Consider the following 17,326-nt stretch of genomic DNA (forward strand, 5'->3'; position numbering starts at 1 on the left):
ACGGGCCCGGGCGGCGAGGATCTCCGCAGCTCATCCAGGCTTCGGTATCGAAATGGTACGGATCGGGTGGCGGTGCGTGATCCGGACTTCACCGCCCGGCCACGGCGGGCCGGTAGGGGAGCCGCCGGGACAGCACCGACCGGAGGGAACGTTCCGACAGCAGCGGGCCGAGACCGCGCCGGGAGCCGACCGACAGGAGGCCGAGGGTCGAGCAGGCCGAGCCGATCGAGCCGAGGGAGAGGACGGAGCCGATCGAACCGATGGACAGCACCGACCCGATCGAGCCGATGGACAGCACCGACCCGATCGAGCCGATGGACAACACCGAGCCGATCGAACCGAGGGAGAGGGCGGATCCGATCGAGCCGGTCGACAGCACCGACCCGATCGAGTCGATCGACCGGACGGACACGATCGAGCGGATCGAGCGGATCGAGCGGAGGGAACCGATGGAGCCGACGGACCCGCGGGCGGGCCGGGCCGGACGCGCGGAAGTGGTCATGACTTTTGAGCGTAGCCAGCCACACCCCCGCCCGCCCGTCAGTCCACCCGGGCCGCGAACAGCCGCTGCCCCAGCAGCCCCATCGGGTGTCCGTCCTCCGGCAGGGTCAGCACCGTCGGGCAGCCCGCGGCGGTGAGCGCCGCCCGCCACTGCTCGGCGGGGCGGGCGGTGAGGCCGTGGGCGTCGCCGGTGATCAGCAGGTCGAGCTGTTCGGTGGTGGGGGCGAGCAGCAGGAGTCGGCCGCCGGGGGCGAGCAGCCGGACCAGCGCCGGGACGTCCTGCACCGGTTCCACCGCCAGCCCGCCCGCGCTCGCCACCGCGCCCGCGCCCGCCACCGCCGCCCCGCCCGCGCTCGCGATGACGACGTCGTAGCGCCCGCCGTCGGGGGCCGAGTGGTGCTCGATGTGCGGCCGGGGCCGGGTGGTGAGGGCGCGGGCGACGGCGGGCTCGCCGCCCTCCGCGTCCAGTTCGAGGACGCGCAGCGGCCCGGGCCCCTGGTGGGCCTCGGCGGTGCCGCGCACCAGCGCGCCGAGGGCGGCGCCGAGGAAGCCGCGGGAGGCGGCCCAGCGGACGGGGGAGACGTCCGGCCGGGGGGCCTCCTGGCCGGTGATCAGCCGGGGCAGCCGCAGGGCGCCGCGCCGGACCCGGTCCAGGGCGGCGGCCGGGCCGAGCCCGTCGGCCCAGGTCTCGGCGGCGGGGCGCCAGGCCTCCCGGACCTCGGCGGCGTCCGGCCCGGGCCGGCCGTGGAAGACCGGGCCCTGGGCCCCGCCGTCGTGCCGGGTGAGCAGGCCGTGCCGGGCGAGTGCGTCCAGCCAGCGGACGACCCGGGGGCGCTGGGCGGGGGTGACCATGGCGGCGGCGAGGACCTCGGCCTCGGGGTAGCCGCGGGCGGGGTCGGTGAGCACGCCGTTCTGCTGGAGGGTGTGCAGGAGGGCGGCGAGCACGGCCCGGTCGAGCTGGGCGCCGAAGTCGTGGACCTGCTCGGCGGTGACGCCGATGCCGTACTTCCAGGCGGCGGCCGAGGCGTTGGCGGCGTCGGCGCGCAGTCGGCGGTCGGCGGCCTCGGCGTTGCTGTCCGGGGCGCGGACATGGGCGAGGACGGCGCCGAGCGCGTCGACGGCGGCGTACACGTCCTCCTGCCGGGGTTCGGGGCCGACGTGCAGGACCAGGCGCAGCGCGGCGAGGTCGTGGGCGGCGAGCCCGGGCTGTCCGCTGAGCCGCCAGAGCAGGGCGGAGGGCAGGCTGAGGTGGGTGGCCCGGGCGGTGGCGACGGCTTCGAGCTGCTGCTCGGGCCGCTGGTCGGGATCGCCGCAGTGGACGGTGCCGCCGGCCAGCAGGGTGGCGAGGGCGAGGTCGACGGCGAGGTCGGTGACGGGGTGCAGCACGGTGTGCCGGATCGGGGGCGCACCGAGGACGCCGGCCCAGTAGCGCAGCCGCTGTTCGGCGGCCCGGGCGGCGGAGGGCGGCAGGGCCGCGTGCTCGGCTATGCGGCGGGCGAGGGCCTGGGGGAGTCCGCCGGGCGGGGAGACGCCGAGCAGCAGGCCGATGCCGCTGATCGCGCGCCCGTCGGCGACGACGGCGGGTCGGTCGCCGAGTTCGCGCAGCGCGCTGACCAGGGCGGGAGTCGTGGGCACGGTGATCACTCCGGGGTGCGGGACAGAAACCGCACTACTGAACCATGGGGGCGGGGCGGTGAAGGGCGGAAGCAAGTCAAACTTCTGTAATGATTTTCATATCGGCTAGCCAAGCTCCCGACACGAAGTTGCCGCGAAGCGGTCGGAACTTCACATTCCGGAAGGTCCGCGCGATCCCTTGACAGGTGGTTCGGGTACTGGATCAATGGAGCGCAGGGGAGCTGACCGAACGATCGGTCGGTGATCTCGGCCTGGGCGTCCTCGAAGCGAGCGAACCTCGGCCGAGCAGCGAAATCGGCCGAGCAGCGAAATCGGCAGAGCAGCGAAGGAGCGACGATGACCGGCACCGTACCCGTCCCGCGCCGACACCTCGGGGAGCCGCTACCGCCCGAGCTCCTGGACGCCGGCGAGCGGATGGGTCCGGACCAACTGCGCGCCCACCAGCTCACCCGGCTGCGGGCCACCCTGCGGCACGCGTACGACAACGTCGAGCTCTACCGCCGCAAGTTCGACGCGGCCGGCGTCCGCCCCGAGGACTGCCGCACCCTGGACGACCTCGCCCGCTTCCCCTTCACCACCAAGGCCGACCTGCGCGAGGGCTACCCCTTCGGCATGTTCGCCGTCCCGATGGAGCGGGTCCGCCGGATCCACGCCTCCAGCGGCACCACCGGACTGCCGACCGTGGTCGGCTACACCGACAACGACCTCTCCATGTGGGCCGACGTGGTCGCCCGCTCGATCCGCGCGGCCGGCGGCCGGCCCGGCCACAAGGCGCACATCGCGTACGGCTACGGCCTGTTCACCGGCGGCCTGGGCGCGCACTACGGCGCCGAGCGGGCCGGCTGCACCGTCATCCCGGCCTCCGGCGGCATGACGGCCCGCCAGGTGCGGCTGATCCTCGACTTCGAGCCCGAGATCATCATGATCACCCCGTCCTACCTGCTGACCCTGCTCGACGAGTTCGAGCGGCAGGGCGTCGACCCGCGGAGCACCTCGCTGCGGATCGGCATCTTCGGGGCCGAGCCGTGGACGGAGGAGATGCGGCGCGAGATCGAGGAGCGGCTCGACCTGCACGCCGTCGACATCTACGGCCTCTCCGAGGTGGTCGGCCCGGGCATCGCGCAGGAGTGCGTGGAGACCAAGGACGGGCTGCACATCTGGGAGGACCACTTCTACCCGGAGGTCGTCGACCCGTTCACCGACGAGGTGCTGCCCGAGGGGGAGGGCGGCGAACTGGTCTTCACCTCGCTCACCAAGGAGGCGCTGCCGATCATCCGCTACCGCACCCGCGACCTCAGCCGGCTGCTGCCCGGCACCGCGCGGCCGGCGTTCCGGCGGATGGAGAAGGTCACCGGGCGCAGCGACGACATGATCATCCTGCGCGGGGTGAACGTCTTCCCGACCCAGATCGAGGAGATCCTGCTGCGCACCCCGGGCGTCGCGCCGCACTTCCAGCTGCGGCTCGGCCGGCAGGGGCGGCTGGACACCATGACCGTCCGGGTGGAGGCCCGGCCGGAGGCCCCCGCGGAGCAGCGGGAGGCGGCGCGGGCGGAGATCGTCCGGGCGGTGAAGGACGGGGTCGGGATCACCGTCGCGGCCGAGGTGGTGGACCCGTACACGCTGGAGCGCTCGGTCGGGAAGATCAAGCGGGTGGTGGACGAGCGGGGGTTGAGCGAGAGGGGGTGAATCCGGCCGTCGGGCACATGGGCGGGGGCGTCCCGCCGGGCGGGTGGCGGGGAGCACCCCCGCGCGGGCCCTATGCTGCGGACATGCCGAGTGAGCTGCGCACTCTCCGATCCGCTCTCCCGCCCGCCCTTCAGCCCGATCCTCAGTCCGATCCTCGGACCGCCGAGGACCTCGCCTTCATCCGGCGGGAGACCGAGCTGAAGCCCGTCCCCTTCGTGCCCGAGATCAGCCTCCACATGGCCGAGGACGCCATCGCCCTGTGGGAGACCACCGAACGGGCGCGTGGGCGGGCCGGGCTGCCGCCGCCGTTCTGGGCCTTCGCCTGGGCGGGCGGGGTGGCGGTCGCCCGCTACGTGCTGGACCACCCCGAACTGGTCGACGGCCGTACGGTGTTGGACGTCGCGGCCGGCTCCGGGCTGGTCGGGGTGGCCGCCGCGCTGCGCGGGGCGACGGAGGTGCGCGCCGCCGAGATCGACGCCTACGCGGTGGCCGCGATCGGGCTGAACGCCGAGGCCAACGGGGTACGGGTGGACGGCGCCCTGGTGGACCTGGTGGACGGCGACGGCGGGCCCGCCGAGGTGGTGCTCGCGGGCGACGTCTTCTACGAACGGGCCATGGCCGCCCGCTTCCTGCCCTTCCTGGAGCGGGCCGTGGCGCGCGGCGCGACCGTCGTCGTCGGCGACCCGGGCCGGGCCTACCTGCCCCGGGACCGGTTCACCGCGGTGGCGGCGTACCAGGTGCCCGTGGTCGCGGACCTGGAGGACACCGCGGTCAAGACCACGACGGTGTGGCGACTGGGCTGACCGGCCAAGGGCAGCAGCATCACGGGCGACGGGCTGAAGCGGGTCCCCGGTCCGGACGGCGGGTCGGGGCGCGCCCGCCGTCCGGACGGCCGCCGAGCGCTGGCGGCCGGGTCCGGGGCGTGGTCGGCTGGGGCCGATGCGTGTGCGAACGGCATCGTCCGGCCGTGTCCGGCGTCGTTCGGCACCCTTCCGGCACCCTTGCTGGCGCGCTGCCGGACCCGCCCACCCGACAGGGGACCCACCATGACCATCACCGAGAACGGACTCAGGATCGCCTCGCCCCAGGCGATCGCCGACCTGCACGCCGGCCTGCCCGACTTCGAGCAGGCCCTCGCCTTCTACCACCAGCACCTGGCGCCGGACACCGCCGTCGACCTGTCCGTCGCGGAGAACGTCCTGCTCTACCACGACTCGATGCAGCAGGACGTCTTCGAGAAGATCCGGCTGATCCCCGAGCTGAACATCAAGTACATGGCCCCGGTCGGCATCCCGTGGCTGCGCCAGCAGGCGGCGGACCTGCTCACCCGGGCGTTCGGCCGCACGGTCGTGATGGAGGACGTCTTCGGTTGCGCCGGGGTCTCCTCCGCGCTGGAGTGCATCGCCTACGGGCTCATGCGGCGGCAGGGGACGGGCGGCGTGCCGCTCAAGCCCGGGGACGAGGTGCTGATCCCGGCGCCGTACTGGCAGGGCTTCAACTGGTCGTTCCAGGAACGGCCCAAGCTGAAGTGCGTCCCGGTGCACCTGCCCACCCACGGGGAGGACCGCTACCGGCTCACCCTGAACCTGATCGTGAACGCCTACGAGGCGCGGAAGGAGGCCGGGCACAACCCGCGGCTGCTCGTCCTCACCAATCCGCACAACCCGCTGGGCGTCAACTACCCGAAGGAACTGCTCGACGAGATCTACGGCTGGGCGCTCGCGCACACCGACCTCCACATCATCTCCGACGAGATCTACTGCCACTCCCAACTCGACACCGGGACGACGCCGTTCACCAGCGCGGTGGCCCTGGATGCGTACCAGGAGCACGCCGACCGGGTCCACGTGGTCTGGGGCTTCGCCAAGGACTTCGGGCTGTCCGGCTTCCGCACGGGGTTCGTCATCTCCAAGAACGAGGCCGTGCACCGCGCCATGCTCGGCAGCGACGACCCGGCCGAACAGACCCGCGCGCTGCCCTGGTTCACCCCGTTCGACTCGCTGAAGACCTACGTCATCGGGGAGCTGTTCAAGGCCACCGTCGACGGGGAGCCCTACCCGGTGTACGCGATGCGCGAGTACCGCACGCTGCTGAGCGCGAGCTTCCGCAGGACCAAGGACGCCCTGGACGCCGCCGGGATCGAGTACGTCCACCAGGACGGCGACAACGCCGCGATGTTCTTCTGGCTCGACCTCACCAGGTACCTCGGCAAGCGCGCGCCCGGCGAGCACGTGAACGGGCTGCCGGCCATCGGGCCGGACGGGCTCGACCCGAACGAGGAGTGGCTGTTCCGCTACCTCGCCGCCAAGCCCACCGAGGTCTCCCTGCTGCCCGGCGGGACCATGCACAACGCGGAGCCGGGCTTCTTCCGGCTCTGTTTCACCAGCCGGATGCCCGACGACGTCGAGGCCGCCGTGCGGCGGGTGGGCGTGGCGCTGCAGCAGCTGAAGTAGCCGGAGCGGCTCAGGTAGTCGTACGGCGCGAGCGGCACCGGGTACGCCCCGGTGCCGCTCTTCCGCTGCTCAGCCGCGCAGCCGGGCCAGCCAGGCCTCGACCTCGTCGGAGCGGCGCGGGAGGTCGGCGGAGAGGTTCTCGTTGCCGTCCTCGGTGACCAGGATGTCGTCCTCGATCCGCACCCCGATGCCCCGGTACTCCTCCGGCACCGTCAGGTCGTTCTCCTGGAAGTAGATGCCCGGCTCGACGGTGAGCACCATGCCCGGCTCCAGCGGGCCGTCGACGTGCTCCTCGGTGCGGGAGTGGGCGCAGTCGTGGACGTCGATGCCCAGCATGTGGCCGGTGCCCGCCAGGGTGAAGCGGCGGTGCAGGCCCAGCTCGTACACCTTGTCGGCGCTCAGGTCGCCGAACAGGCCCCAGGCGGTGAGGTGTTCGGCGAGCTCGCGCTGGGCGGCGTGGTGGAAGTCGCGGAACCGCCCGCCCGGCCGGACGGCCGCGATGCCGGCCTCCTGGGCCGCGTACACGGCGTCGTAGACCTTGCGCTGGAGCTCGGTGAAGCGGCCGCTGACCGGGAGGGTGCGGGTGACGTCGGCGGTGTAGAGGTGGTTGGTCTCCACGCCGGCGTCGAGCAGCAGGAGGTCGCCGGGGCGGGCGTGGCCGTTGTTGCGCACCCAGTGCAGGGTGGTGGCGTGCGGGCCGGCTGCGGCGATGGTGCTGTAGCCCACGCTGTTGCCCTCGACCCGGGCGCGGACGAAGAAGGTGCCCTCGATCAGCCGCTCGGCGGTCTCGGAGTCGGTGCCGAGGACGCGGACCACGTCCTCGAAGCCGCGGGCGGTGGCGGCGCAGGCGAAGCGCAGCTCCTCGATCTCGAACGCGTCCTTGACCAGGCGCAGCCCGGACAGGAAGACCTCGAACTCCTCGTCCCGCTCGGCCGTGATCCGGTCCGCGAGGGCCTCCTCGACGCCCGCGTCGTGGCGGCGCAGCACGCGCGCCGGGCCGGTGGCGGCGCGCAGGTCCGCGCGGGCGGTGCGCACGTCCCGGCAGGGCAGGCCGAACAGCCGCTCGCTCTCGGTCAGGCTGTTGCGGCGGCCGTCCCACAGCTCGCCGTGGCCGTCCAGCCAGAACTCGCCGTTGTCGGTGCGGGAGCGGTCGCGCAGGTAGAGCACGGCCTCGTGGCCGCTGTCCCCGGTCGGGGCGAGCACCAGGACGCCGTCCTCGGACTGGTCGCCGGTCAGGTAGGCGTAGTCGGAGGAGGGGCGGAACGGGTAGTCGGTGTCGTTGGCCCGCACCTTGGGGTTGCCGGCCGGGACGACCAGCAGCTCGCCGGGGAAGGCGGCGGACAGCGCGGCGCGGCGGCGGGCGGTGTGCGCGGCCTGGGGGACGGGCTCCAGGGCGGTGCGCTCGGTGTCGGCCCAGCCCTGCTTCATGCTCTCCGCGAGCTCGTCCGTGACCCCGCGGGTCAGGCCGTTCTTCCGGTACTTGATGGTCTCGGCGGGCTCGGTCACTGCGGTCTCCTGGTGAGGGTGAGGGCAGCGGGGTGTTTCGCTACGCTGCCCCGTCCGTCGGTGTGCGTCCCGTACGGTATATCGAACACTGCCGCAAGAGAAGAGGCCCAGCGTGAACGACGCCGAGGAATCCGTCCGGGGCGTCCTCGCCGCCAACCTGAAGCGGGTGCGGGCCCAGCGCGGACTGTCGCTGTCCGAGCTGTCCCGGCGGGCCGGGGTCGGCAAGGCGACGCTCTCCCAGCTGGAGTCCGGGGCCGGCAACCCGACGCTGGAGACGGTGCTCGGGCTGTCCAGGGTGCTCGGCGTGCCGATCTCCGACCTGGTCGAGGCCCGGCCGGCCGGCGAGGTGACGGTGGTGCGGGCGGCCGAGGCCGAGGTGCTCAGCGGGCGGGGCGTCGACCTGCGGCCGCTGCGCCGGATCGAGTCCGGGGACACCGTGTTCGAGCTCTACGACCAGGTGGTGCGCACCGGCGCCGCGCAGGAGTCCGGCGGACACACCGGCACCGAGCACACCGTCGTCCAGGCCGGCCGGCTGGGCGTGCGGGTGGACGGCCGCGAGATCGAGTTGGGACCGGGCGACTACATCGGCTTCGACGCCGCGCTCCCGCACGCCTACACCGCGCTGGACGGCGAGCCGGTCCGCTCGGTGCTGGTGCTGCAGTACCGGGCCGAGCAGCACGGCCACCTCGCCGAGGCCTCGCCGGTCCGGCCGGCCGTGTGGGGGCTCTGGCACTGACGCTCCGGCGCCGGGGCTCCGGTATCGGACGGCCTGGCGGGCGGTTCGGTGGCCGGCTCGGCGGGTGGTTCGATGGACGGTCGGATCGTTCGGAATACCGAACGAGCGGGTGGGTGCGGCAGGATGATCATCATGACGGACGCACTCACCTGGCTCGCCGAACCCGAATCGATCGCCTACGGAGGTTACAGCGTCGTGCTCGCCCGCGGCCTGGAGCCGGAGGAACTGGCGGCCCGGCTCGCCGAAGGGCTCCCGGAGCGCACGGCGCGGCCGCTCGACGAGCTCACCGCCGAGGACCTGGTGGAGGAGTACGAGCTGGAGTTCGCCGGCGGCATCGAGGACATCGCGCTGCACCACGGGCGCAGCGGCGACCTCGCCTTCGCGGTGGCGTACGGCTACTGGCAGGGGGAGCTGAGCGTCCGGCCGGAGGTCTCGTGCGGCGGCGCCGAGGTCTACCACCTGGAGTTCGAGGAGGAGAACGGCAAGCCGGTGCCGCCGTTCTTCAGCGCCCACCGGGACGGGCGGGAGGTCTGCTCCCTCAACCTCCACCTGGACCCCTCCTGGGGCCCCGGCGACGTCCAGGGCGAGCCGGCCACCGCCGCCGCTCTGACGGCCGAGCTGGCCGCCGTCGGCCTGCCCGACCACGACCGCGCGGGCGACGACCTCCACCGCACCTGCCTGGAGGTGCTCGGCCGCCACTTCGGCCTCACCCTGCCGCGCGACCTGGTGCGGGAGGCCGAGCTCCCGGCCCTCCTGCTGGAGACCGACTGACGGGGGCGGCCGGCCGAGGCTCCGGCCGGCGCGCCCCCTGCCCTGACCCTGATCCCCCCGGCGGCCGCCGAGGAGGTGGCGCGCCGGGCGGGGTGGGGTGCGGGGTCAGAGCCGCTTGTCAGCCGAGCGTCCGCGACCGGGAGCGGGTCCGCCGGGCCTTGTCATCGGTGCGCTTGAAGGAGCGTGACATCGCTGATCAACTCCCCTCTCCGACGGGTGACTTGGCGGGCTCCCGTGCTCACCGGGGTGCCTGACGCCGATTCTGCGCGAGGTCGGTGGGCGAGGAGAATCCCAGAAATCTGGGACATGTCCGTGCCACCCTTCGCCGTGAAGGCCCGTTCGGGCGCGAGGGCGGTCGGCGTGCACTCCGAGGTGTGCGGCCCGAAGCCCGAGCCGGGGCGAGCCGGCCCGAACCGGGCCGAGCCGGGCCCCGGGTGCGTCAACCCGCCGTGCGGATGTCCGCCCTGGGGCGCGAACTGCGCGGGAACGGCCCGTGAATTGTTCCCCGGTCGGGTGACGGTGCGGCCGGTCGGTGGGGCCCTGCGGGCATCATGGGCCGCGACACGGGACGTCGCGGAACAGGGAGTCGACCGATGGGTAGGCCGATGGCGGAGTTCGGTTGCGCGAAGTGCTACGGCGAGGACGAACGGGCGGTGTGGGGGCGGCAGCGGGAGGGCTTCGAGCACGAGGCGGAAGTGGTGGACGGCTCGCGCTTCGCCGTCAACCTGCGGCGCTGCCTGGGGTGTTCGCAGCGGTTCGTGTGGATCTTCACCGAGGTCGTGGACTGGATGGGCGGGGACGACGCCCAGTACGTGACGATCATGCCGGTGACGGCCGAGGAGGCCACCGGCCTGAGGAGCGGTACCCTGCGCCCCCACGCCCTCGGCGCCCTCGGCCGCGACCGCCGCCACCTGAACCACGACTGGCCCACCGGCGGCCCGGCCCGACTGCACTGGCGCTCCGGCCGCTTCCTCGTCGCCGGGGCCCGCTGAGCAGTGGTGCCGCCGCCCTGCCGAAGCGGCAGGGCGGCGAGGGAGTCAGATGCTCCCGAACTCGCCGGACTTGACGCCCGCGATGAAGGACTGCCAGGCGTCCGTGCCGAAGGCGAGCTGCGGGCCGTCAGGGTCCTTGCTGTCGCGGACGGGGAGGACGCCCGGGAGGCCGGGGGCGACCTCGATGCACTGACCACCACCGTTGCTGTACGAGGACTTCAACCAGGAGGCGGGCTTGACCGTCGCGATGGGGAACATGGCTTGGAACTCCTTGAGCCGGGTGCGGATGAGCGCCAGCGAGTCCGCACATGAGAGGGCTTGGGCCTGGAGCCAATCGTAAACCCTTGACAGGGAACGGATCTTGTCCTCGTCGTCCCGCTCGACGTAGCCCCGTTGGATGGTCTCGAGGTAGGCCATCCAGTCCCCGTCCGGCGAGGTCAGGAGCGTGAACGGCCACGTCGAAGGGAGGTCTTCACCGAGGCTGGACGGCGCGATCTGCAGCATGACGTGGGGAAGGCCGGCGATGCTCTCCAACCGACGAAGCTGCTCGGCCATGACGAAGGGGCCGCCGATGGGCCGCAGGCAGCTCTCCTCCATGATGATGTGGACGGAGGGAGCGGGGTCCCGGTACAGCAGGGCCTGCCGCGCCATCCGGACATTCAGGCGCTCGATGGCCTTTTCCTCGGGGATCTCGCCCCGCCGGGCCGCGGCGTAGATGAGCGCGGAGGCGTAGGCCCGCGTCTGGAGCAACCCGGGGATGACGTTCATCTCGTAGATCTTGAGGGCGGTGGCCTTGCCCTCGTGCTCGATGTAGGCGAGGAACCCGCCGATCAAGGTGCTGCTCTTGGCCGTCCAGTACAGGAGTTCAAGCGCTTGGCAGGTGTCGAGTTCCTTGTCGCACCGCCGAACGAGGGGCAGCGGCGCGGGGCGGTCGCCGTTCTCGATCATGGAGATGAGTGAATCGCTGTAGTTGGTCCGCCGCCCGAGCTGGACCTGCGTGAGCCCCCTGGCCTTGCGGAAGCGCCGGAGCTGAACGCCGATGGCCGCGTCCGGCGACGAGGTGGGGTCTACTTCCCGATGGGGCATGGTGATTACCCGATTCCACAGTGCTCGCTGTCAAAGTGAAGCTCTTCCGATGCTAGCCGTGATTGGCCACTCTTGGTGAGGGGATAGCAACAGAGAGGAACTAATCGGTGGATATGACGAACAGTCAATGCGGCGAAAGCCTCGTCCTGCGGCGGAACTTCCCGCCGTGCCGATGCGCGCAGTGCGGCGACGCCATCCCCGAGGCGCGGATGAACGCCTCCGCCATGACCCCGGCGGCGCCGCCCGTGCGACGGGTGGCGCCGCCGACCAACCCCTACCGGCCCTCGACCGTCGGCGAGCGGGTCTTCGACGTCCGCTCGGGTCGCTGGGCCGCCTTCATGGGGTGGCAGCACGGCCGCGCCTACCTCCGGCCGCTCGGCGGCGGCGTCGAGTGGGACACCGAAGCGCGCTGGCTCACCGACACCGAACAGTGAGATGCCCCATGAGCAGCATGATCGACAAGATCACGGCGGAGGACCGTCGCGCCGCGGCCGACGTCCTCGACGACCTCCAGGCCGTCCTGAACGCCGCCGACGTGAAACTCCCGTCCCTCGGCATCGACTGGCGCTCGGCCAAGGCCACCGGCGTCATCCTGATCGACCTCGGGGCCGCCCGGCCGGACGTCATCGAGCGGCTGGTCGTCGTCCTCCGCAGAGGTATGCGGCCGTAGCCGGAGCCGGCGTCATCACCGCCGGAAGCCTCGTGTTCGCGGCATCGGTCCTCCTGCTGATTCCCGAGCGCGTACCGCCGGTGGCGAGCGCCCTGGTGTTCGTCCTCGTCTTCCTCGCCGCCTCGACGGGCGCGTTCATGCTCGTGGCGGGCTGGATGAGAGTACGTGCATAGCAGCGCGGGCTTCGAGTCGTCTCGAAGCCCGCGCCGAATTCCCCGTCCCTCAGGTGCCGTTGAGGGCGTAGCTGCGGAACGTGGCGAGCAGGGGCAGGACTTCGGTCTTGCTCGGGTCCTCGGTGACGGCCCGCATCGCGTCGATCACCGTGTGGGCGATGATCTTGATGACGGGGAGGTCCTCCGACGGCGCCAGGGTGCCCCAGGCCTTGAGGGTCTGGGTGAGCAGGGCGCTCATCCGGGCACCGATGTTGGAACTGACGGCGTCGGAGATCTCCGCGATCTCCTCGTCGCTCATGGTGGCGCGCAGCCCGAACGCGAGCGCCATCAGGGTGTCCATGGCGTGCTCGCCGTACGCGGCGACCAGCGCCGGGAGCGGCCGTTCACCGGGCCCGCTCGCCGCCAGGGCGGTCAGTGCCTCGTCGTCGTCCTTGAACGCCGCCTCCAGGGCGGCCAAGGCCCGCAGGGCCTCGTCTGCGGTGAGCCCGTCTGTCATGGAAGAACGGTATTGAGCCATCCCGGCTTCCGACAGTGGCGGAAGCCGGGATCACCCCTTCGAGCGAAGCGGGCCCTATTCGGGCCGGTACGCGCCCTCGAAGTGCTCCGCGTTCCAGGTGCCGCCGAGTGCGGGGGCGAGTGCGGTGACGGCGAGGGCGGCGAAGTCCTCGGCGCGGCCCGCGCGTTCCGGGAGGGCGCCGAGGAGGGGGGCGCCGGCGGAGCGGGGGAGGTCGGCGAGGTTGCAGCGCTCGGCGAGGCCGGGCTCGGCGGGCCAGGAGCCGACGAGCACGCCCGCGAGGGGGAGTTCGCGGGCCGCCAGGGCCTCCGCCGTGAGGGAGACGATGTTGAGCGTGCCGAGTCCGGCGGAGGCGATCAGCAGCACCTCGGCCGGGAGCCCGGCGTCGAGCACCGCCCGGGCCTGGTCGGCGAGGGTGCGGCCCTCGTCGTCGTAGCGGACCAGCAGTCCGCCCGCGCCCTCCACCAGTACCAGGTCGTGGGTGGCGGCGAGTTCGGCGACCTCGGTCACCACCTCGGCGGGGGAGAGGTACGGCATCCCGGCCCGTCGGGCGGCGGTGTCGGGTGCCAGCGGCTCGGGGTAGCGCACCAGTTCACGGATCGTCAGTTCGCCTGCCAGGCGCCGGACTTCGGCCGCGTCCCCGGGCTCCTCGGGCGAGACGCCGGTCTGCCCCGGCTTGAGCACCGCGACCTTCAGTCCGGCCCGCAGCGCCGCCGAGGCGACGGCCGCGGTGGCGACGGTCTTGCCGACGTCGGTGTTGGTCCCCGTCACGAACAGGATGCGCGCGTTCATCCGGACACCGCCGCGGCGGTCACGGCGGCGGCGATGCGTGCCACGTCCTCGTCCTCCGTCACATAGGGGGGCATGGTGTAGATCAGGTCCCGGAAGGGCCGCAGCCACACGCCTTCGCGCGCGGCCGCCTCGGTCGCCGCCGGGACGTTCACGGGGTGGTCCAACTGCACGACGCCGATGGCGCCCTGGACCCGTACGTCCCGTACGCCGGGCAGTCCGGCCGCGGCCGCGAGGCCCTCGGCCAGTCCGGACTCGATGCGCTTGACCTCCACCGACCAGTCCTGCCCGAGCAGCAGCTCCAGCGAGGCGTTGGCGACGGCGCAGGCCAGCGGGTTGCCCATGAACGTCGGCCCGTGGGCGAGCACCGGCACCTCGCCGCGGCTGATCCCGTCGGCGACCTCGCTCGTGCACAGCGTGGCGGCCAGCGTCAGGTAGCCGCCGGTCAGCGCCTTGCCCAGGCACATCACGTCCGGAGAGACGCCCGCGTGGTCGGCGGCGAACAGCGCGCCGCTGCGCCCGAAGCCGGTGGCGATCTCGTCGAAGACGAGCAGCACCCCGTACCGGTCGCACAGGTCGCGCAGCATCCGCAGGTAGGCCGGCGAGTGGAAGCGCATCCCGCCGGCGCCCTGGACCACCGGCTCGACGATGACGGCGGCCAGCTCGTCGGCGTGCCGGGCCATCAGCTCCTCGAACCGCGCCGCGTACGCCGGGTCGAGCGGGGCGTCGAACCCAGCCGGCGGCTCGGGGGCGAACAGCTGGCCGGGCAGCACCCCGCCCCACAGGTGGTGCATCCCGCCGTCCGGGTCGCACACCGACATCGGGTGGAAGGTGTCCCCGTGGTAGCCGCCGCGCCAGGTGAGCAGCCGGCGCTTGGCCGGCCGCCCGGTGGACTGCCAGTACTGGAGGCACATCTTCATCGCGACCTCGACGGCCACCGAGCCCGAGTCGGCGAGGAAGACGTGCCGCAGCGGCTCCGGGGTGATCTCCACCAGCGTGGCCGCCAGCCGGACGGCGGGCTCGTGGGTGAGCCCGCCGAACATCACGTGGCTCATCCGCCCCAGCTGGTCGCGCACGGCCTCGTCCAGCACCGGGTGCCGGTAGCCGTGGATCGCCGCCCACCAGGACGACATCCCGTCGACCAGCTCGCGCCGCCCGCCCGCGACCGGTTCGGCCAGGCGCAGCCGCACCCCGGAGGCGGACTCGACCACGTACGGGGTGACGGTCCCGGGCATCGGCCCGTACGGGTGCCAGACGTGGGCGCGGTCGAGGGCGAGCAGGTCGGTCGCGGATACGGGCGGCTGGAGCATGGTGCGTTCTCCGGAGGAGTCGGAACTGTCAGGCGTTGGGCGCGAGTTCGGTGCCGGCGCCGCGGCGGCGGACCTTCACCAGGTCGCCGCGGAGCTCGTCGTCCGATGCCTCGGACGCCTCCCCGGCCGGTGCGGACGGGGCGTGGGCGTGCCCGCCGCACGGCCCGCAGCCGCCGCCGCTGCCGCACGCGGAGGCCGCGCTGCCGCAGCCGCCGGAGGCGTGGCCGGCCTGGGCGGCCTCGGCGACGTCCGCGCGGTGGCGCGGCAGGGTGGCCTCGCCGGCGCCCTCGACCTCGAAGCCGGCGTCCTTGATCATGTCGAGGTCGGTCTGCCCGGCCTGGCCCTCGCTGGTCAGGTAGTCGCCGAGGAAGATGGAGTTGGCGATGTGCAGGCCGAGCGGCTGCATCGAGCGCAGGTGCACCTCGCGCCCGCCCGCGATCCGTACCTCGGTGTCCGGGTTGACGAAGCGGACCATCGCCAGGATGCGCAGGCAGCGCTGCGGGGTGAGGTTCCACTCCTTGGCGAGCGGGGTGCCCTCGAACGGGATCAGGAAGTTGACGGGGACGGAGTCCGAGCCCAGCTCGCGCAGCGCGAAGACGACGTCGACCAGGTCCTCGTCGCTCTCGCCCATGCCGGCGATCAGGCCGGAGCAGGCGGACAGCCCGGCGCCGTGCGCCTTCTGCACCGTGTCGACCCGGTCCGCGTAGGTGTGGGTCTTGGTGATGGTCCCGTAGGTGCCCTCGGAGGTGTTGAGGTTGTGGTTGTAGGCGTCGGCGCCGGCCGCCTTGAGCCGCTCCGCCTGGTTGTCGGAGAGCAGGCCGAGGCAGACGCAGATCTCGACCTCGGGGTCGGCGTCCTTGATGGCGGCCATGGTGTCGGTGACCCGGTCGATGTCGCGGTCCGTCGGGCCGCGGCCGCTGGCGACCAGGCAGACCCGCTTGGCGCCGCCGGCCACCCCGGCGCGGGCGGCGTCGGCGGCCTGGTCCGGCTTGAGCCAGGTGTACTTGAGGATCTCGGCCTTGGACCCGAGCCGCTGCGAGCAGTACGAGCAGTCCTCCGGGCAGAGCCCGCTCTTCAGGTTCACCAGGTAGTTGAGCTTGACCCGGCGGCCGAACCAGCGGCGGCGCACCTTGCCGGCGGCGGCGACCACGTCGAGCAGCTCGTCGTCGGTGGTGGCGAGGACGGCCAGGGCCTCCTCGCGGGTCGGGACTTCGCCGCGCAGGCCCTTGGCGGTGAGGGTATCGAGCAGATCCATGGGGCGATCCTGCCTGGTGGCGATCGAGCGGCGCCAGAGCAAACCCGCCAGAAGATCGGTGTGAGGATGTGCCGATTGCCACAGTGTCGAAGGTCACGGTTCCGCCGCTGGTCACGAGCTTGACGCGGGGCCGGACCTCCGGTTACCGGCCGGTAGCGATCGGGATGGCGAGCGGGGTGCCGGCCGACCGGCGGCCGACCGGCGGCGGGCCGGTGGCGGGCTCCGGCGGACGATGATCCACAACCCCCGACCCCGTGATCCACGCCACGCCGGGGGTGCTTAGAATCTGCGCCATGACCACGCAGGGGGAGCACACCCCGACTCCGGGAGAAGGCCGGGACGACCGGGCAGGGCAGCGGACCGGCGGGGGCGCCGACACCGACGGGGGGACGGACCTCAGGCGGGGCCGCCGGCTGACGGGCCGTCGAGCGGCCGGCTGGATCGTCGTCGTCGGAGTGGTCGCGGCCGGCGGATGGCTCATCACCCGCCCGATGCCCGGCGACTACATACCCGGGCTCGGCCCGTCCACCAAGGACTCGTCCGCGACGCCGCGCGTGGTGGGCGCCCCGCCGCCGCGCACCGACCCCGAGGCCCTCAACGTCGACAACCTCTTCCCCGCCCAGCGGCCGGTCGAGGTCGGCGCCTTCAAGGCGCGGCGCAACGGCGTCCGGCAGGGCGAGAACTGCGTCGAGGTGCTCCAGGACCGCGGCCAGGACCCGCTGAAGGACACCGGCTGCCAGGGCTACCTGACCGTCAGCTTCAGCGGCCAGGACCACCCGGTGCTCAGCAGCGTCACCCTGCTGCGCTTCCCCGACCAGCCCTCCGCCGCCCGGGCCGCCGACGCCCTGCGGACCAAGCCCGGGGCGGTCGCCTTCATGCTCGCCGACACCACCACCGGCCCCGTCCAGGCCCCGGGCGCCAAGCAGGGCGGCGACCCGCGGGTCGAGGCGGTCGGGCACTACGTGACGGTCACCAGCTCGCGGCCCGGCGACGGCCGCCCGGCGGGCTCCGCCCCGAGCGGCACCGGGGCGCCGACCACGCCCGGCCAGCCGGCCACCGGCGCGGCGCCCAGCACCGAGCAGACCCTGGACGAGGCCACCCGGGCGCTCTCCTACGCGGCGGGCTCGCCGTTCTCCTGGATGTGACGGCGCTCCCCGGCTGCGACAGCGGCCCGTCCTGACGTGACGACGCCCCCGGAAGCCGAAGCTTCCGGGGGCGTCGACGTACAGCCGGCGTCGACGTACAGCCG

At 73.1% G+C, this 17,326-nt stretch carries 17 protein-coding genes; 9 read left to right on the forward strand and 8 right to left on the reverse strand.

All coding sequences use genetic code 11. The features are described 5' to 3' along the window. Positions 1-88: 88 nt before the first annotated feature. On the reverse strand, positions 89-502 hold the full coding sequence (locus tag ACLWS4_RS11545) for a hypothetical protein (protein WP_416874025.1): 414 nt from the start codon (positions 500-502) through the stop codon (positions 89-91). A 38-nt stretch (positions 503-540) separates the two neighbouring features. Further along, positions 541-2,136 (reverse strand): hypothetical protein, encoded by a 1,596-nt coding sequence (locus ACLWS4_RS11550; protein ID WP_416874026.1) that lies wholly within the window; start codon positions 2,134-2,136, stop codon positions 541-543. Between the two features lie 336 nt (positions 2,137-2,472). On the opposite strand from ACLWS4_RS11550, the gene paaK reads away from it, so the two are divergent. The 3 genes from paaK to ACLWS4_RS11565 all read left to right on the forward strand — a co-directional run bounded on the left by paaK (position 2,473) and on the right by ACLWS4_RS11565 (position 6,275). Beyond that, the gene (paaK, locus tag ACLWS4_RS11555) at positions 2,473-3,822 is read left to right on the forward strand and encodes a phenylacetate--CoA ligase PaaK (protein WP_416874027.1); all 1,350 of its coding nucleotides are present in this window, start codon (positions 2,473-2,475) and stop codon (positions 3,820-3,822) included. 83 nt (positions 3,823-3,905) lie between these two features. Beyond that, on the forward strand, positions 3,906-4,625 hold the full coding sequence (locus ACLWS4_RS11560) for a class I SAM-dependent methyltransferase (RefSeq protein ID WP_107086481.1): 720 nt from the start codon (positions 3,906-3,908) through the stop codon (positions 4,623-4,625). A gap of 243 nt (positions 4,626-4,868) precedes the next feature. Beyond that, entirely contained in the window at positions 4,869-6,275 is a 1,407-nt protein-coding gene (locus ACLWS4_RS11565; RefSeq protein ID WP_416874028.1) for a pyridoxal phosphate-dependent aminotransferase, read from the forward strand. Positions 6,276-6,344: 69 nt separating this feature from the next. On the opposite strand, the gene ACLWS4_RS11570 is transcribed toward ACLWS4_RS11565, so the two are convergent. After that, positions 6,345-7,781, reverse strand: a complete 1,437-nt coding sequence (locus tag ACLWS4_RS11570; protein ID WP_387967426.1) for an aminopeptidase P family protein — start codon at positions 7,779-7,781, stop codon at positions 6,345-6,347. Positions 7,782-7,893: 112 nt separating this feature from the next. Between ACLWS4_RS11570 and ACLWS4_RS11575 the strand changes: the two genes are divergently transcribed. From ACLWS4_RS11575 to ACLWS4_RS11585, 3 genes are all read left to right on the forward strand, one after another. Then, entirely contained in the window at positions 7,894-8,517 is a 624-nt protein-coding gene (locus ACLWS4_RS11575) for a helix-turn-helix domain-containing protein (RefSeq protein ID WP_380744385.1), read from the forward strand. A gap of 132 nt (positions 8,518-8,649) precedes the next feature. Further along, complete coding sequence (locus ACLWS4_RS11580) at positions 8,650-9,288, forward strand: hypothetical protein (RefSeq protein ID WP_416874029.1); 639 nt, start codon at positions 8,650-8,652, stop codon at positions 9,286-9,288. Between the two features lie 593 nt (positions 9,289-9,881). Beyond that, positions 9,882-10,280 carry a hypothetical protein gene (locus tag ACLWS4_RS11585; RefSeq protein ID WP_143204603.1) on the forward strand — a complete coding sequence of 133 codons (399 nt, stop codon included), beginning with the start codon at positions 9,882-9,884 and terminating at the stop codon, positions 10,278-10,280. A gap of 45 nt (positions 10,281-10,325) precedes the next feature. On the opposite strand, the gene ACLWS4_RS11590 is transcribed toward ACLWS4_RS11585, so the two are convergent. Continuing rightward, a complete protein-coding gene (locus ACLWS4_RS11590; RefSeq protein ID WP_416874030.1) occupies positions 10,326-11,366 on the reverse strand; it encodes a helix-turn-helix domain-containing protein in 1,041 nt (346 codons plus the stop codon). Positions 11,367-11,479: 113 nt separating this feature from the next. Here ACLWS4_RS11590 and ACLWS4_RS11595 point away from each other — a divergent pair, with 113 nt between their 5' ends. Then, positions 11,480-11,800, forward strand: a complete 321-nt coding sequence (locus tag ACLWS4_RS11595; protein ID WP_416874031.1) for a hypothetical protein — start codon at positions 11,480-11,482, stop codon at positions 11,798-11,800. A gap of 8 nt (positions 11,801-11,808) precedes the next feature. After that, complete coding sequence (locus ACLWS4_RS11600; RefSeq protein ID WP_049653014.1) at positions 11,809-12,036, forward strand: hypothetical protein; 228 nt, start codon at positions 11,809-11,811, stop codon at positions 12,034-12,036. Positions 12,037-12,258: 222 nt separating this feature from the next. Here the strand turns inward: ACLWS4_RS11600 and ACLWS4_RS11605 are convergent, their stop codons facing one another. The 4 genes from ACLWS4_RS11605 to bioB all read right to left on the reverse strand — a co-directional run bounded on the left by ACLWS4_RS11605 (position 12,259) and on the right by bioB (position 16,077). Next, positions 12,259-12,705, reverse strand: coding sequence for a hypothetical protein (locus tag ACLWS4_RS11605; RefSeq protein WP_074003766.1), 447 nt, complete (start codon positions 12,703-12,705; stop codon positions 12,259-12,261). 75 nt (positions 12,706-12,780) lie between these two features. Next, on the reverse strand, positions 12,781-13,515 hold the full coding sequence (gene bioD / locus ACLWS4_RS11610; protein ID WP_416874032.1) for a dethiobiotin synthase: 735 nt from the start codon (positions 13,513-13,515) through the stop codon (positions 12,781-12,783). Further along, positions 13,512-14,822, reverse strand: coding sequence for an adenosylmethionine--8-amino-7-oxononanoate transaminase (locus ACLWS4_RS11615; RefSeq protein WP_416874033.1), 1,311 nt, complete (start codon positions 14,820-14,822; stop codon positions 13,512-13,514). The genes bioD and ACLWS4_RS11615 overlap by 4 nt, the downstream gene beginning before the upstream one ends. 28 nt (positions 14,823-14,850) lie before the next feature. Further along, entirely contained in the window at positions 14,851-16,077 is a 1,227-nt protein-coding gene (gene bioB / locus ACLWS4_RS11620; RefSeq protein ID WP_375873610.1) for a biotin synthase BioB, read from the reverse strand. A gap of 293 nt (positions 16,078-16,370) precedes the next feature. On the opposite strand from bioB, the gene ACLWS4_RS11625 reads away from it, so the two are divergent. Continuing rightward, positions 16,371-17,222, forward strand: coding sequence for a hypothetical protein (locus ACLWS4_RS11625; RefSeq protein WP_416874034.1), 852 nt, complete (start codon positions 16,371-16,373; stop codon positions 17,220-17,222). Positions 17,223-17,326 lie beyond the last annotated feature (104 nt).

Source organism: Kitasatospora sp. SC0581, from assembly GCF_048159585.1.
Classification (GTDB): Bacteria; Actinomycetota; Actinomycetes; order Streptomycetales; family Streptomycetaceae; genus Kitasatospora.